Below are 15,541 nucleotides of genomic sequence, written 5' to 3'. Positions count from 1 at the left end.
TATGAAAATAAAACGGTTTGATACCACGATTAGTACAGATAAACTTATCGAATCCAGGGATTTTTATATGAAGCATTTTGGTTTTCAACTGGTATATGAGAGTGACTGGTATATTGAACTGCTTGCCCCCGGAATGGCGGCAGGAATTAGCTTTACGAAACCGCAGCGGGACGCCGGCGATTTTTTTCATGGAACCGGCATTATTGTTTCGCTGGAAGTGGAGGATGTTGATGACGAGTACCGGCGGCTGAAAGAGTCCGGTGTTGAAATTTTCCAGGAGCTGCAGGATAAGCCCTGGGGTGAACGCAGTTTTGTCGTCAATGACCCGACTGGTGTTCATGTCTATATTTACAAATCCATTCCACCGACACCTGAGTATCAAGTGGTATATGAATCCTTCAAAAAAGCGTAAGCAGAAAATCAGACATGTTTCGCTATGAAACATGTCTATTTTTTTAAAAAGCCATTGTCAGGAAAAATGATTATGTTATAATCATTTCATTAGCATTTTTTGCCCTAACAGAAAGTGCGACTTTCTTAAAAGCAGGATAAGGACAACATCGACTTCCACCGTCGCCAAAGGTTCGGCCAAGCCGTGTTTTCTTTATACTTAACTGGAGGAATGATACTTGGAAGAACTGGGGACCGGAAGACAATTACAGCGTGGACTCAAAAACCGCCATCTGCAGATGATTGCCCTGGGGGGAATTATTGGCAGTGGCTATTTTTTGGGCAGTGGCTATGTGATCGGCAAAGCCGGTCCGGCATCTGTGCTGGCCTATCTGTTAGGCGGCTTAATTGTTTATGCAGTTATGGTATGTTTGGGTGAGCTGGCTGTAGCCCGGCCCATTTCCGGTTCGTTTATCAGTTACACCCGTGACTATATATCACCGGCCTGGGCGTGCGGTGTCGGCTGGTGCTACTGGCTGACCTGGGTAACCTATGTTCCGTCGGAAATGATTGCCGCCGGTATCATTATGAACGGTTTTTTTCCCACTGTAAGCGCTATGTGGTGGGCGGTACTATTTGGTCTGGCGATAACGGTTATCAATTTGTCCAGAGTCAGTCTGTTTGGCGAATTGGAGTTCTGGCTGGCGCTGATTAAGATCGCCGCGCTGATTATGTTTTGTGGTTTAGCTATCATGATTTTTTTCGGTGCACTCGGCGGCGGGTTTCTCGGCACCAGTGTCCTCTTATCCAGCGGCGGTTTTGCCCCTGATGGTTATTGGGTGGTGCTGCTGACAATGGTGATTATTCTGGTCAACTTCCAGGGGTCGGAAATTATCGGTCTGGCGGCTGCCGAAAGCCAGGAACCGGCTAAGACCATTCCGGCTACCGTCAGGCAGGTCACTGTGCGGATTATCGCCTTGTACATTATTCCGATGCTGCTCTTGGTAACTATTTTTCCCTGGGATAAAGCCAGTCTGGAAAATAGTGTGTTTGCGGCAGCGTTGAGCTCCTATGGATTGGAGTGGGCGGGGGCTATTTTTTCTTTTGTGGTTCTGACTGCCGCTATTTCCTGTTCTAATTCCGGCTTGTACGGCTGCACCCGCGCCATGTATGCACTGGCACAGGAGGGTATGGCTCCCGCTTGGCTGGGACGGCTGAACCGTCAGGGTGTACCGCAAAATGCGACGGCATTATCTATCGGCGTGTGCTGGCTGGGGGTTGTGTTATACACTTTTGATCAGCAGCAAAGTATCTATACCTATCTGCTGGCACTGTCCGGTTTTACCGGTGCCATTGCCTGGATTTCCATTTGCTGGAGTCAATATAACTTCCGCAAGCAGCTTAGCCCGGACGAAGTGAAGGCACTGAAATATAAAGCACCGCTGTTCCCTTATGTTACCCAGTTGGGCATTTGGGTCCAGATTGCATGTCTGGTCTTTGTTGCGTTTACCGAGGAACTGAGAATTTCTTTGTACTTCGGTGTGCCGCTGCTGATCTTGCCGATTGTCATTTACCGGTGGTCGGCTATGCGTAAGCAGCAGGTTACAGATCATTAGTCTCATAAATACATGGTGTACAGGCTGTTTAGCAGCCGTAAGATACCAGACAAGCAAAGGCTCTGCGAGTATATCGCGGAGCCTTTGCCGTACTATCGGGCGGAAAGCAAGTATGTTTTTGCAACAGAATATTTATTGAGTCATAATTAAATCCAGCCAAGCGGGAGAATCTATAAGTAGATTCACTTGTTCTCCTAACAGAAAGCATAACTTTCTTAAACGCAGGATAAGGGCAACATCGACTTCCGCTGCGACGCGCCTGGATGGCGCTAGTGCCGATTGCGCCATGGATGGCATAGCAATTCGGCCCGCCAAAGGCTCGGCACAAGTCGTGTTTTCTTTAAATTTTGCAGGAAAACCGTTCCATATTGCCGAAAAGCAAAATATTGACTTATTAGCAAAGTAGTTCATAGGATAAGAAAAGAAAATAGTAAAAGCGAGGTAAAGCTATGTCCTTTAAGACAGGTCAAAACTACCATGGGTTTAAGCTGGTGGATGCCAGGCGTGTAGCTGAGATTAATTCGGATGCCAAGCTGTTTGTTCATGAGCAAAGCGGCGCACGCCTGCTATATTTAGGCAATGAAGACGACAATAAAGTATTTTCGATCAGCTTCCGCACCCCGCCGGCGGATTCAACCGGTGTGCCGCATATTGTCGAGCATTCGGTACTCTGCGGTTCGCGCAAATTTCCGATAAAAGAGCCGTTTGTCGAACTGGTAAAAGGCTCGCTCAATACTTTCCTGAATGCCATGACTTTTCCCGATAAGACGATGTATCCGGTTGCCAGCCGCAATGAGAAGGATTTTCGCAACCTGATGGATGTGTATCTGGATGCCGTGTTTTATCCCCTGATGCTGGAAACTCCGGAAATTCTCATGCAGGAAGGCTGGCATTACGAATTGCCGGATAAAGCGGCTGAGCTCACCTATAAGGGTGTTGTGTACAATGAAATGAAAGGCGTGTTTTCTTCGCCTGACGCTATTTTAGAACATCAGATTTATGCCGCCCTGTTCCCAGACACTACCTATGGCGTGGAATCAGGCGGCGATCCGGAATACATACCTGACCTGACACAGGAACAGTTTATTGCTTTTCACCAGAAATACTACCATCCCTCCAATAGCTACATTTTCCTCTATGGCGACCTTGACCTGGATGACAATTTGAAATTTTTGAATGAGGCGTACCTCAAAGACTTTGAAGCTAAGAAAATTAACTCGGCGATACCGCTGCAAAAGCCGTTTGCCAAAACGGTAGTTAAAATGGCCGACTATCCGGTATCACCGGAAGAGTCGAAAAAAGATAAGACCTTCATCACCCTGAACATTGCCGCAGGCAAAGCCACCGAGCCGGAAGGCTATCTGGGCTTGATGATGTTGGAACACATTCTGCTGGAGACACCCGCGGCACCGCTCAGAAAAGCGCTGCTGGACGCCGGCCTGGGCAAAGAAGTGTTCGGCAGCTACAGTAAGAGCATCCTGCAGCCTACAATGACGTTTGGCGTAAGCGGCGCCAATCCTGAACAGGTAACCGCATTCCAGGAAACCGTGCAGTCGACTCTGACAAAGCTGGCTAATGAAGGCTTAGACTCCAAACTGGTGGAATCCTCGGTAAATATCTTTGAATTCCATCTGCGGGAAGCTAATTACGGCAACCGGCCCAAAGGTCTGGTTTACAACATGAAATGTCTGGACAGCTGGCTGTATGATCAGGACCCGCTGATCCATCTGGCATATGAAGCGTCACTGGATAAAATTAAACGGGAAGCTAAAAATGGTTATTTTGAGCAGTTAATCAAACGCTGCCTTTTAGACAATTCTCATCAGGCGCTGGTAGCTTTACAGCCCAATGGTGAGATCGGAGCCCGGCAGGCCGCCGAGCTTAAGGAAAAACTGGCCGCTTATAAAGAAGGCCTGAGTGAGGCCGAAATCAAGCAGCTTATTCACCAGACCAAGGTGCTTAAAGAGCGCCAGGAAACGCCGGATGCGCCGGAAAAGCTGGAGCTTATTCCGCTGCTGGAATTAAAGGATATTAATAAGCAAGTAGAAGAACTGGTAACCGAAAAGCGCACAGAACAAGACGTCACCGTGCTGCTGCATCCTATGTTTACCAACAAGATTGCGTATGTCAATCTATACTTTTCTACCGGGGCGGTAGCCGAAGCCGAACTGCCGTATTTATTCCTGCTCGCCGATATTCTGGGGAAGGTGGATACCGGGAAATACCCCTATGCCGATCTGGTCAAGGAGGTAAATATCCATACCGGCGGTTTCAACTATGATGTGCTTGCTTATCCGGGGGTTGCCGATTATGAGAGCTATGCGCCCATGTTCCGGGTGAAGGCCAAGGCACTTGTCGGCAAGCTGCCGGAAATGTTTGGCCTCATCGGCGACATAACCGGCGACAGCCTGTTTACCGATGCGGGACGGCTGAAAGAGCTTATCCGTGAGATCAAGGCCGTCTGGGACACCGCCATCTTCCGGCGTGGTCAGCAGGTGGTAGCCAGCCGGCTGTTATCCTATGTATCGCCGGTGGCTAAGTTTAATGAAAACGGCCAGCTGACCTATTACAAATTTATTGCTGCGCTGGAAGAAGACCTTGACAGCAACATACAAGAGATCGGGCGTACACTGGCGGCTGTGGCTAAGACGGTGTTCAACCGCGACAATCTGCTGGCAGGAATCACTTGCGAGAGTGAAGACTATGAAAAATTTGCCCAGAGCTTTCCGGTGCTCACCGGCAAACTGGGAACAAAGCCGTACAAACCGGCAAAACATTATTTCGATATCCAGGCCCGCAACGAGGGCCTCATGACCTCAGGCAAGGTGCAATATGTCGCTAAAGGTGCCAACTTCCGCCGCCTGGGATATAATTATCATGGCAGTATGAAAGTGCTGGAAACCATTTTGCGCTATGACTATCTTTGGAACCGCATCCGGGTGCAGGGTGGTGCTTACGGTGCGTTTGCCCAGTTTGACCGCAGCGGCAATGTGGTATTTGGTTCTTACCGTGATCCTAACCTGGAGGAAACCATCAAAGTATATGATGAGACGGCACGGTATCTCAATAACTTTACTGCCGAAAATATCAGCAAACGGGAAATGACCAAATACATTATCGGTACAATAAGCAGCATGGATACCCCGCTGACACCGCAAATGAAGGGGGAGCGCGCCGATACGGCCTATATCCGCAATATCAGCCAGGCTGATTTACAGCAGGAACGGGATGAAATATTGGCAACAAAGCAGCAGGATATTAAGGAATTGGCTGCTCTTGTGGACGATGTTATGAAGGCAAACTACCTGTGCGTTATGGGCGGTGAACAGAAAATCAAAGCCAGCCAGGCGCTGTTTGGCGAATTGGTTACGGTTATCGATTAATTTGCCTGACTCCCGGCTGTTGCCAACAGGAAGCAATAGTTCATTTCCTGCTTTGCAGGCTTGACAACAGGATGGGCATTATAACAGAGATTGCCACAGACAACAGCCGCAATGACTTGGGGATGTACTTATTTCGCAGGTCATTGCGTGTGGTGTGGCAATCTCATTTTGTATCAACACAAGATTCGGTACGGGCGGCCGTCATCCAATGCTGCGCCGCTGGCGCTCAACCTCCGCTTACGCACAACGGCTGCCCGCGTCTCAGTGCCGTACAGATGCGTCCTGCTAGTCGGTGGTTAATAGTCCCTGCGCCAGCAAGCTGTCATCGGTTTCCCAGGACTCGACAATTGCTTTTGCGGTGCGGTAATCAAAGCCCATGCCCATTAAATAACACATAAGCGCCAGCTCGGTCATGGCATGACGCGCATTGCTGTTTGTCAACTCGCCTTAATCCATGCCGGATAGCAGGCTCAACCTGGATTAAAAAATAACCGGCAGTTAACGACTGCCCGGGAACTAGCTGAAATACCGGTAACTTTGTACAGCGACCGGCTAGCATTTGTTGAAAACTCGGCATGCTGTTGCCTCCCTTGCAGTTTTAGTATAGTTTATGTTTGTAACAGACATTGTGTGTTATGTTAATATTAGAATAATCCTTCCGCTGCACGCCGGACTGTGCTCACCTTCAACTATTGAGTTTGAGATTTTCCAACGATAATACTATATATATGTCCAGCGTAAGAAAGGTGGTGGCAGCCATAAATATCAATAATGTAACTACTGCCAGCAATGGGACGGCAGTATCGCCAATACAGGCAGAGACAACAGAGCAGACTACCACACGTGACTCTGTTCAAGCCAGGCAAAGTGCGGCAGAGCAGACCGCTGCCGCCAGTAAAGCGGTGCTGGTGGCTTTAAAAAGTTTGATGAGTACAGAATTGGATGCCCTTGCGCGAACTATTGCCACCAGGACAACACTTATGAACAAATTGCCGCCGGAGTTTAAGGAACTGGTGCAAAAAATCCTCAATCAGACTCAGGCGGCGCAAACCGCTTTACCGGCGGGGCTAGCCGCCTTGCTGGCCTCATCCAGGTCGGCAGGCGAAAAACTCAGCCTGCTGGCAGCTATGCTGGAAGAAGCAGCAGGGGCTGATACGGCTAAGACCGCTGAACAGACTGACGGAAAAAATGCCGGCAAACAGCAGGTTCCGGAAAAATTTATGAATGCCTTGCGTGACAGTAATCCTGATGAACTTAAGGCAGCCGCTAAAATGCTGAAGGAGCTGGCAACTGCCGCGAATCAGGCCGGTAAGCAGGTGGCTCAGGCGCTGCCGGCGAAACCTTCCCAGACGGGTCAGGCTGCCGTCCGCCAACAGGAACCGCCAACCACGCCACAGCCAGGCCAGGCGGCAGGTAAACAACCGGACACGCCGGCGCCACAAGCCGGACGATTGCCTGTCATGCAACAGGGGGCGGCAATGCCGCGCCCGGCGGGAGCGCCGGCCGAACCGCCTGCTGCGCCGGTGCCGGCCTCACAGCCGGCAGAGGAGCAGGACGCACCGCTGGCCCGGCCAAACAATAGCGCAAACCAGCCGGAAAATAGGCCGGCAACCCAACCGGCAATTCCGCAAAAGCCTAACGGTATGGCCGCGGAAAACAAGAATCCGGCAGCGGCTTTGCCGGCGGCAGATACACCGGAGGACAATAGCGCTGTGAAGCAGCAGCAGGCTCCCGGTGCGGCAGCCCGCTCCGGCGGTGGCATGCCAGAGCAGCCGGAAGCGGCAGTACTTGCCCGTATGCTTGCCGCCCGGCCGGAAGTAATGAAAAACATGCCGGCCGAAATCAAAGAATTTATTCAAGTCCTGCTCAAGCAGACTGACGCAAATAAGCCGATAACTACCAATTTGCCGGAACCTTTGGCCTCGCTTTTAAAATCACCGCAGCCGGCAGCCGATAAATTTACCATGCTTGCCCGCATGCTGGCAGAGGCTGCCGGACTGTTCAGGCCGGAAGGACGCTTTGCCCTGCAAACGGCAGTCGGCGGACAGCAGGTGCTGGCAGAACTAATCAATGCCTGGCGCAACAAAAATCAGGAAGTATTAAAGGCTGCGGCTAAGGCCATGCGGGAACTGGCTGACACTATGCCCAAATCAGGCGGCGTACTTGCAGAACGCCAAGCCGGTCATAGTGTGCTGTCCTTTACGGTGCCATTATATTTTGGTGACGGACAATCGGTTTATCCGGCCCACATTCATATATACCAGGAAGAAGAGGACAAAAAAAAATCCGGTCAGCAGATGACCGAGACGTGGCTGAGGATTTGTCTGGAAACAGAAAATATCGGTATGGTAGAAGCGGCTTTTCGCCTCTATGACGGACAGAACCTGGATGTAAAAGTCAGATTTGACGATAGTGAAGCGGCAGACAGCTTTGTCGACAGTGTTCCCGCGGTAAAAGAACAACTAGGCCAGCTGCCCTTCCAGTTAGGCGAGTTTTTGGTAAGATAACGGCTGCGTTACTTATTGGCGCAGCCAGCGTTAAATTATATGAAAGGCTAAAGCGTGGTGACATGGGATTGTCTGAGGAAGAAAAACTTATTATTGCCAGGGCCCGGGAGGGTGACAGCGCAGCGCTTAATGCGCTGGTGGTCAGCCATTGGCCTTATATTTACCGTTTGGCCTTAAGCAAGACCAGCAATCCGGACGATGCCCAGGAAATTGCGCAAGACACTTTTCTGCGGGCGTTTACCGCATTGCCGCGTTATAAGGAAACCAATGCCGCCTTTAAGACCTACCTTTCGCGGATTGCGCTGAACCTGATCACCGATTATTATCGCCGGCGCGGGCATGCGCCTCCGGTGGTTGATATCACCGAATACAGTGCAGGCATTATTGATACCGGTTTGCAGCCGGACGAGGCTGTGATTCATGCCGAACGCCGGCAGGCAGTCCTCAAGCTGCTGGCGTTATTGCCTGATGAGCAGCGAAAGGTGATTGAGTTTAGGATTATTCAGGGGCTGGCAGTAGCCGACACCGCCCGGCTTATGGAAAAAAGCGGCGCTGCCGTCAAAATGCTGCAGCAACGGGCGCTTAAAAAACTTAAAGAGTTATTTGTTGAAAATGGAATGGAAGGAGGTAAAGCAGGTGCAAGATAACTACGAAGAACAACAGGCAGAGGCCCTGTCGGCAGCGATAGATGCTCTTAACCGGGGCGAGCTCCCGGACAGACCGGCTGCCGGGGTAGAAGAACTTGTGGATATTGCCAAAGCAGTCAAGGATGCTGGCTTGCCGGCAGACGCGCCCCCCCAGGCAGTGCTTGACAATATTGTCAGACAGGCGTCAAATACCCTGGTCCGTGAAAAACAAAAAAAACGCCAGTCCTGGCGTTGGGCCGGTGCAGCCGGTGCGGCAGTCGCTGTGCTGGTGGCAGCCATGTTGCAGTTTATGCCGCCGGTTACGCCGGAACGGGAACTGGCTAAAGCGCCACCGGCGCCGGCCGCTGAGCAGCCTCAGCCGCCGGCTGTCGTCCCGTCGCCCCAGGTGGCAGCATTGCCGCCGGCAATCATTGAGCCGCCGCCGGCTGTCACTACATCGCCGGCCTCGGGACACGCCGATGCCGCGGCACCTGCTGAGCTGGTTACCCTGGTGGAGCCAGAGTCTCCCGTTCCGGCAGCCGCTGATACTATGCTGGCCTTAGCCGACCTCACTGCCGATGCCGTCACAATTGATGCGGCCAGCAAAACCATCCGCCAAATCTACCGTCAAGGAACAGCTGATGAAATTATTGTTACCCAGGCTCCCAAGCAGCAGAGCATGGCTGCACCTCCCCGGCCGCCGCAAACCAAGATGAGAACGGCGGCTTTGCTTCCCGGTGAATCGACCCATGCCGCGAGTAAACCGCCTGACAAAAACAAAGTTACCGTGATTGTTAACGACCTGGAAGTAACCCTGGAGGGGGCAGCCACGGAGGAAGAGTTATTGAGCCTGGCGGAGAGGCTGGTTGAGATACATGTTGCCAAGTGATATTTCCGCCACCTCAGCCGCAGTAAATACTTTATCGATAAAAATAGTCAGCTGCTGTGACAAATCAATTTCCGGGCCATTCTCCAGTTTGCTGCCGCTTGCGTCAAAAATAATCTTTAATACAGGCCGGGTTTGCAGCCCGGTAATAACTTTTGTTACTACCGCAATTTCCCCGGTGGTCAGTCTGACAATACTGCCCACCGGATAAACGGCAATCTGATTCAAAAAGGTCCGTAAGATTATGGGGTCAAAATGGGTGTTGGCAAGTGACAGCATGACTTCATAGGCCTGGTGGGGTAAGGAGCCCTCCTTATAAGGGCGGTCGGAGGTAATGGCGTCATACACATCAGCGATGGCGACAATTCTGGCATATTCGTGAATATGTACGCCCTTCAGCCCCCGGGTGTAGCCTGTGCCGTTAAATTTTTCATGGTGTTGAAAAGCGACATGGGCGGAAACTAAGGGGATGTCTCTCTGACGACGGAGAATATCAAAGCCAAGGGTAGGATGCTGTTCCATGGACTTGCGCTCACTGGCTGTGAGTGGACCGGCTTTGGTTAAAATTTCTTTAGGAATAAGCATCTTGCCGGCATCGTGGAGCAAAGCGCCTAAGGACAGTTCCTTGAGTTGCAGCCTGTTGTACCCCAACTGAACGCCGGTAAGGGTAGACAGGACGCAGACATTGACAGAGTGGCCGAAGGTATAGCCGTCGCGGGTTCGGATATCGGTCAGATGGACCAAGGCACCGGGGTTTTCGATAATTTCGTTCATAAGAAAATCAGCCGTATCTTTGAAGGGCTGTGATTCCAGCTTCTGGTTGGCTGAGAAGTTTTGGAAGGCCGTCTGGACAACCTGAACGGCCTGCACCCGCGTTTCCTCACGAACGACTTCCGGGATGGTATCAATCATGTCATTGGTGGTTAACTGGTCTGTAAGAGGATTTCTGATATATACATTTACCAGATCAAATTGCTGCAGACGTTCAATCTGTGTACTGTTTAAAGCAGTATCGGCGCTTAATAGCAATATGCCTTCGGTGCTGAAGATATTGCGGGCAAGCACCATTCCCGGGTGTAGATGTTTGGTGGAAACTTTTTGCATAACGGCGAAATATCCTTCCGGTATTTGATGCGAAATTTATTCGACAAACTATACCATGAATCCTTTAAATGGCACCGGTTATTTGAGCTAAAAATGGGCTCTTGGCGCTGGAACTGAACTAGCAGGAGCAGACTGGGGGCAGCGTCTGTTTCAAGTGAACCGGCGCCGCCGGGAAAAGCGGGAGCCCTGATTTTAGCGGTTAAGCAAATTACTATTTAGGAGGAGAAACCATGTCAACCTTTACTATCGGTATTTGTCAACAGGGTGTTGTGCCTGACAAACAGGCTAATATTGATAAAGCCCGCCGGATGATTGGTGAGGCAGCAGCTGGCGGCAGCCGTCTTGTAGTACTGCCGGAGATGTTTAACTGCCCTTATCAGTCAGACTTGTTCGCCCGGTATGCAGAGTGCTATCCGGACGGCCCAACCATTACCATGCTTGCCGAGTGTGCTGCCGAGCATAAAATAATCCTGATTGGCGGCTCTATTCCGGAAAGGGACGACGACGGCAAGATTTATAACACCTGTTTTATCTTTGATGAAGACGGCATGCTGCTGGCGCGCCATCGCAAAACCCACCTGTTTGATGTGAACATTAAAGGGGGGACTGTGTTTCAGGAATCGAAAACCTTAGCGGCCGGCAGAGATGTGACAGTGGTAAAGACTTCGCTGGGAACCATTGGTGTGGCCATTTGTTATGATGTGCGTTTTCCCGAACTGGCCCGGACGATGGTGCTTAAAGGAGCCGATATCCTGGTCTATCCGGCACTTTTCGGACCGGTAACCGGACCGGCGCATTGGCAGCTGTTGCTGCAGTCGCGGGCTGTCGATAATCAGGCCTATGTCATCGGTGCCGCTCCGGCCCTTAATGCCGCAGCAGAGTATAAAGCTTACGGCCATTCGGCTATTGTTGACCCCTGGGCCAGAATCCTGACAATGGCTGATGAAGCCGAGAACGTAATCTTTGGCACAATTGACCTGCAGATAGTGGACCGGGTGCGGGCAGAACTGCCGCTCTTAAAGCACCGTCGTCCGGAGTTATATGAGGGGTAAGCAGCATAAGACCCCCATTTAATGTGAAAGGAGATGATGACTTTTGCCATTTTCTTTTGCCGAGCTTTATGCGTATGTTGGCATTGTGGCTCTACTTGTGGTGATTCCGGGGCCCAATACCGTATTGGTCATGCAATCGGTTGGCATTAGCGGCCAGCGGGCCGGCCTTTTCAATGTATTTGGCATTGTCACGGCAGTTTATCTGAATGCCCTGCTGTCCGGCCTGGGTTTGACACTGATTATCATGCAGTCGGCCGAGATATATAACCTGATAAAAATGCTGGGCGCGGCCTATATTGCCTATTTGGGAGTAACCAGCTTAGTGAATGCCTATAAGCTACATAGACAAAAGGAGTCCGCCTGCACCAGCGATAGCAGCAGTCAGGCACCGGACGTGGTTACGCAGGAAAGCAGCTTTACGTTCTACTCCAAAGGTGTATTGACAGGGGTTCTTAATCCCAAGTCAGCACTTTTCTTTCTGGCATTTTTCCCTCAGTTCATACACCCGGGTGGCAATATTGTTATTCAATCTTTGATACTTACCATCCTTTATTCGCTGGTATCGGTAACCTGGTATGGCCTGCTTGTCATCTTCATGGGAAAATTACGCCATTTTTTGGTACGCAGTGAAACGCAAAAGTGGTTAAAGGCAATTACAGGAACAATATTAGTTGGCCTGGGGATCAGAATAGCCCTGCAACGATAGCGGCCGGGAACGGTGGCTTTGCATTTATATTAGTAAAGTTGCCATATAAGATAGCTTGCGCGGCATTGGCCTATGTGCTATAATTATCACGCGTAATTTAAAGTGGCTTTATAAAGAGAGGTGCAAGATATGCAAGAAAAAATTCATCCCAAATTCGGTGAAGCCAAAGTAGTCTGCGGCTGTGGCAATACATTCATGACCGGTTCGGTTAAAAAAGAACTGCGTGTAGATGTATGCTCAAAATGCCATCCGTTCTATACCGGTCAACAGCGTCAAATAGCTGCAGGCGGCCGTGTAGAAAGATTCAACAAGCGTTACGGCAGCCAAAGCCAAGGCTAATTAGCAAGCAGCAGAGCAGTGATGCTCTGCTGTTACACTATATGATGTCATAATCGGAAACACTGCAGCAGGGCAGGCATGCTCTGCTGTAATTATATTGAGAAAGGGGCGGGGTAGCGTGAGTGAGAAAAGACCTTTTGTCGGCGGGCAAGCTGTAATCGAAGGCGTTATGATGCGTGGTCCGGAGTTTATCGCCACTGCCGTTCGCGAACCGTCCGGCAATATTATTGTTCAGAAAGAGCGGCTGACCTCCATTACCGACCGTTATCCTGTTTTGAAGAAACCCATGATTCGCGGTGTGGTGGCTTTGGCGGAATCGTTGATTTATGGCATGAAAGCTTTGTCATTTTCGGCCCAGGCTGCCGGTGAAGAAGAAGAAGAGACCTTGTCCAATAAAGAGATTGCCGTGACTATGTTATTTTCTCTGGGATTAGCCATCGTGCTCTTTGTCATCATTCCCACGTATGCGGCCAAATATATCCATAGTGCGGTAACAGACTCCCGGCTGTTGAATACCTTTGAGGGCATATTGCGCCTGGTTATATTTTTCCTGTATGTTTGGGGAATATCTTTAATGAAAGATATTCAGCGCGTGTTTCAGTATCATGGCGCTGAGCACAAGACCATCCATGCTTATGAAGCCGGCGAGGAGCTGACGGTGGAAAACATCCGGAAGTACAGCTGCCTGCATCCGCGCTGCGGCACAAATTTTTTGCTCATTGTCATGGTGGTAAGTATTATTATGTTTGCCTTTTTGGGCTGGCCTGATCTCTGGCTCCGGATTTTGTCCCGGATTGTACTCTTGCCGGTGGTGGCAGGCATTGCCTATGAGATTATCCGTTTTGCCGGCAGGAGCAAGGCCAAATGGGTGGCCTGTGCGATTACTCCCGGTCTGTGGCTGCAAAAATTAACTACCCGTGAACCCAGTGACGATCAAATCGAAGTTGCCATCGCGGCCTTACAGGCCGTGCGGCCGGACCAAGATGTAGAGGTGAAAACAGATGCGTGATAAACTGCAGGCGCTTGAAGATAAATTTCAGGAACTGGAAGGCCGGATCAGCGATCCGGCGGTTATGGCTGACATGAACGAATGGCAGAAACTGACCAAAGCCCACAGCAAGATGAGTGCTGTCGTGGAAAAGTTCCGTGAATACAAAAAGACGCTTCAGGCCCTTGATGATGCCAGTGAAATGCTTAAAGACAAACTGGATGATGAATTCCGCGAAATGGTGGAAGCCGAGTATGAGGAAGCCAAGACGAAAAAACTGACACTGGAAGAGGAGCTCAGAATCCTCCTGCTGCCCAAAGATCCTAATGATGATAAAAACGTCATTGTCGAGATCCGGGGCGGTGCAGGTGGCGATGAAGCGGCACTGTTTGCCGGTGATTTGTTCCGCATGTATACCCGTTATGCGGAAACCCAGGGCTGGCGGGTAGAGATGCTTGACGCCAATGCCCCGGATCTGGGCGGATTTAAGGAAGTGGTATTTTCCATTGAGGGAGATGGCGCTTACTCCAAACTCAAATACGAGAGCGGCGTGCACCGGGTGCAGCGGGTGCCGACCACCGAGTCGAGCGGCCGTATTCATACCTCCACCGTGACCGTAGCCGTGCTGCCGGAGGCCGAAGAGGTGGATATTGAAATCAATCCGAATGATCTGAGGATTGATACCTATTGCGCCAGCGGCGCAGGCGGGCAGCATGTTAACAAAACCGAATCGGCTGTGCGGATTACACATTTGCCCACAGGGGTGGTAGTGCAATGCCAGGACGAAAAATCACAGCTTAAAAACCGTGATAAAGCTATGCGCGTCCTGAGAGCCAAAATCCTGGAGATGGCGGAGGCGGAGCAGGCCGCTGAGCTGGCAGGAACCCGCAAAAGCCAGGTTGGCACCGGTGACCGCAGTGAGCGGATTCGGACCTATAACTTCCCGCAAGGCAGGGTTACCGACCACCGCATTGGGTTAACGCTGCATAAACTGGATTTCGTGTTAAACGGTGATTTGGATGAAATGATTTCGGCGCTGGTAACTGCCGGACAGAGTGATAAACTGAAAGACGTTGAATAATATGAGTGAGCAATGGACCATATCTTCAATTTTACATTGGACTAGGCAGTATTTCGGCTCCAAGGGGATTGATAATCCCCGCTTGGATGCCGAGATACTGCTTTCCCATATCCTAGGCAGGGACAGACTGTATCTGTATACTAATTTTGACCAGCCGCTGACCCCTGAGGAATTAGCCTCCTTCCGCGAAGCTGTCAAACGGCGGGCGCTGCGGGCGCCGGTGGCCTATATTACGGGCTGTAAAGAATTTATGGGGCTGGATTTTGCTGTTAGTCCGGCGGTACTCATTCCCCGTCCTGACACTGAGATTTTAGTGGAAGCCGCCCTTGAACGGCTGGCAGATAAGCCGGAGCCGGCAGTTGCCGATCTGGGGACAGGCAGTGGTGCCATCATTGTCAGCATGCTGACCAAACTGGCGGCCGCCTCCGGTATGGCTGTGGATGTCTCAGCCGCTGCCTTGGCAGTCGCCAGGGAAAATGCCGCCAGACATGAGGTCGGCGCCCGTTTGGAGTTTTGCCAAGGCGATCTGTTTGAACCGCTCACCGGGAAAAAGTTTGACGCCATACTGTCAAACCCTCCCTACATTCCGGATGCCGATATCGCCGGGTTGAGTGCCGAGGTGCGGCAGGAGCCGTATCAGGCACTGGCGGGCGGCAATGACGGCTTGCATTTTTACCGGCGTATTGTGGCTGAGGCTGCCGGGTATCTTAAGCCTGCAGGCTTCCTTGCCGTCGAGGTGGGCATTGAGCAAGCCGGCTTGGTGGGGATGCTGGCCGATGCAGCCAGCGGTCTGAACCTGGAAGCTATTATCAAGGATTACGCGGGAATTGACCGCGTGCTGGTCTTTCGCCCGCGCCACTGAG

General features: G+C 51.1%; 15 protein-coding genes. 12 read left to right on the top strand and 3 right to left on the bottom strand.

The genetic code is table 11. The features are described from left to right. Nucleotide 1: 1 nt before the first annotated feature. Together GT1_RS14840 and GT1_RS14835 are read left to right on the top strand one after the other, a co-directional pair. A complete protein-coding gene (locus tag GT1_RS14840; protein ID WP_075757077.1) occupies nucleotides 2-412 on the top strand; it encodes a VOC family protein in 411 nt (136 codons plus the stop codon). A 277-nt stretch (nucleotides 413-689) separates the two neighbouring features. Further along, a complete protein-coding gene (locus GT1_RS14835) occupies nucleotides 690-2,006 on the top strand; it encodes an amino acid permease (RefSeq protein WP_188399408.1) in 1,317 nt (438 codons plus the stop codon). A gap of 132 nt (nucleotides 2,007-2,138) precedes the next feature. Here GT1_RS14835 and GT1_RS22305 read toward each other — a convergent pair whose 3' ends face one another. Next, on the bottom strand, nucleotides 2,139-2,417 hold the full coding sequence (locus GT1_RS22305) for a hypothetical protein (RefSeq protein WP_223226283.1): 279 nt from the start codon (nucleotides 2,415-2,417) through the stop codon (nucleotides 2,139-2,141). A gap of 38 nt (nucleotides 2,418-2,455) precedes the next feature. Between GT1_RS22305 and GT1_RS14830 the strand changes: the two genes are divergently transcribed. Continuing rightward, nucleotides 2,456-5,389: an insulinase family protein gene (locus tag GT1_RS14830; protein WP_188399389.1), complete on the top strand. Its 2,934-nt coding sequence runs from the start codon at nucleotides 2,456-2,458 to the stop codon at nucleotides 5,387-5,389. 285 nt (nucleotides 5,390-5,674) lie between these two features. Here the strand turns inward: GT1_RS14830 and GT1_RS14825 are convergent, their stop codons facing one another. Continuing rightward, complete coding sequence (locus GT1_RS14825; RefSeq protein WP_188399388.1) at nucleotides 5,675-5,830, bottom strand: hypothetical protein; 156 nt, start codon at nucleotides 5,828-5,830, stop codon at nucleotides 5,675-5,677. A 287-nt stretch (nucleotides 5,831-6,117) separates the two neighbouring features. Here GT1_RS14825 and GT1_RS14820 point away from each other — a divergent pair, with 287 nt between their 5' ends. The 3 genes from GT1_RS14820 (at nucleotide 6,118) to GT1_RS14810 (ending at nucleotide 9,411) form a co-directional block, all read left to right on the top strand. Next, nucleotides 6,118-7,896: a hypothetical protein gene (locus GT1_RS14820; protein ID WP_188399387.1), complete on the top strand. Its 1,779-nt coding sequence runs from the start codon at nucleotides 6,118-6,120 to the stop codon at nucleotides 7,894-7,896. Nucleotides 7,897-7,958: 62 nt separating this feature from the next. Further along, nucleotides 7,959-8,543, top strand: coding sequence for an RNA polymerase sigma factor (locus tag GT1_RS14815; RefSeq protein WP_188399386.1), 585 nt, complete (start codon nucleotides 7,959-7,961; stop codon nucleotides 8,541-8,543). Beyond that, on the top strand, nucleotides 8,533-9,411 hold the full coding sequence (locus tag GT1_RS14810) for a hypothetical protein (RefSeq protein WP_188399385.1): 879 nt from the start codon (nucleotides 8,533-8,535) through the stop codon (nucleotides 9,409-9,411). The genes GT1_RS14815 and GT1_RS14810 overlap by 11 nt, the downstream gene beginning before the upstream one ends. Here the strand turns inward: GT1_RS14810 and GT1_RS14805 are convergent. Beyond that, entirely contained in the window at nucleotides 9,364-10,512 is a 1,149-nt protein-coding gene (locus GT1_RS14805) for an HD-GYP domain-containing protein (RefSeq protein WP_188399384.1), read from the bottom strand. The two genes, GT1_RS14810 and GT1_RS14805, sit on opposite strands and share 48 nt — an antisense overlap. A 230-nt stretch (nucleotides 10,513-10,742) precedes the next feature. Between GT1_RS14805 and GT1_RS14800 the strand changes: the two genes are divergently transcribed. From GT1_RS14800 to prmC, 6 genes are all read left to right on the top strand, one after another. After that, nucleotides 10,743-11,564: a carbon-nitrogen hydrolase family protein gene (locus GT1_RS14800; RefSeq protein WP_188399383.1), complete on the top strand. Its 822-nt coding sequence runs from the start codon at nucleotides 10,743-10,745 to the stop codon at nucleotides 11,562-11,564. Nucleotides 11,565-11,607: 43 nt separating this feature from the next. After that, nucleotides 11,608-12,270: a LysE family translocator gene (locus GT1_RS14795; RefSeq protein ID WP_188399382.1), complete on the top strand. Its 663-nt coding sequence runs from the start codon at nucleotides 11,608-11,610 to the stop codon at nucleotides 12,268-12,270. A 129-nt stretch (nucleotides 12,271-12,399) separates the two neighbouring features. Then, the gene (gene rpmE / locus GT1_RS14790; protein ID WP_075757085.1) at nucleotides 12,400-12,609 is read left to right on the top strand and encodes a 50S ribosomal protein L31; all 210 of its coding nucleotides are present in this window, start codon (nucleotides 12,400-12,402) and stop codon (nucleotides 12,607-12,609) included. 169 nt (nucleotides 12,610-12,778) lie between these two features. Continuing rightward, nucleotides 12,779-13,618, top strand: a complete 840-nt coding sequence (locus GT1_RS14785) for a DUF1385 domain-containing protein (RefSeq protein ID WP_188399407.1) — start codon at nucleotides 12,779-12,781, stop codon at nucleotides 13,616-13,618. Continuing rightward, the gene (gene prfA / locus GT1_RS14780) at nucleotides 13,611-14,678 is read left to right on the top strand and encodes a peptide chain release factor 1 (RefSeq protein ID WP_188399381.1); all 1,068 of its coding nucleotides are present in this window, start codon (nucleotides 13,611-13,613) and stop codon (nucleotides 14,676-14,678) included. Before GT1_RS14785 ends, prfA begins: the two co-directional genes overlap by 8 nt. 1 nt (nucleotide 14,679) lies before the next feature. Beyond that, nucleotides 14,680-15,540 carry a peptide chain release factor N(5)-glutamine methyltransferase gene (gene prmC / locus GT1_RS14775; RefSeq protein ID WP_188399380.1) on the top strand — a complete coding sequence of 287 codons (861 nt, stop codon included), beginning with the start codon at nucleotides 14,680-14,682 and terminating at the stop codon, nucleotides 15,538-15,540. The last annotated feature ends 1 nt before the right edge of the window (nucleotide 15,541 follow it).

Source organism: Sporomusa sp. GT1, from assembly GCF_014634905.1.
Classification (GTDB): Bacteria; Bacillota; Negativicutes; order Sporomusales; family Sporomusaceae; genus Sporomusa; species Sporomusa sphaeroides.
The sequence above is the reverse complement of the archived record's forward strand: the minus strand, read 5'-3'. Positions and strand labels throughout refer to the sequence as shown.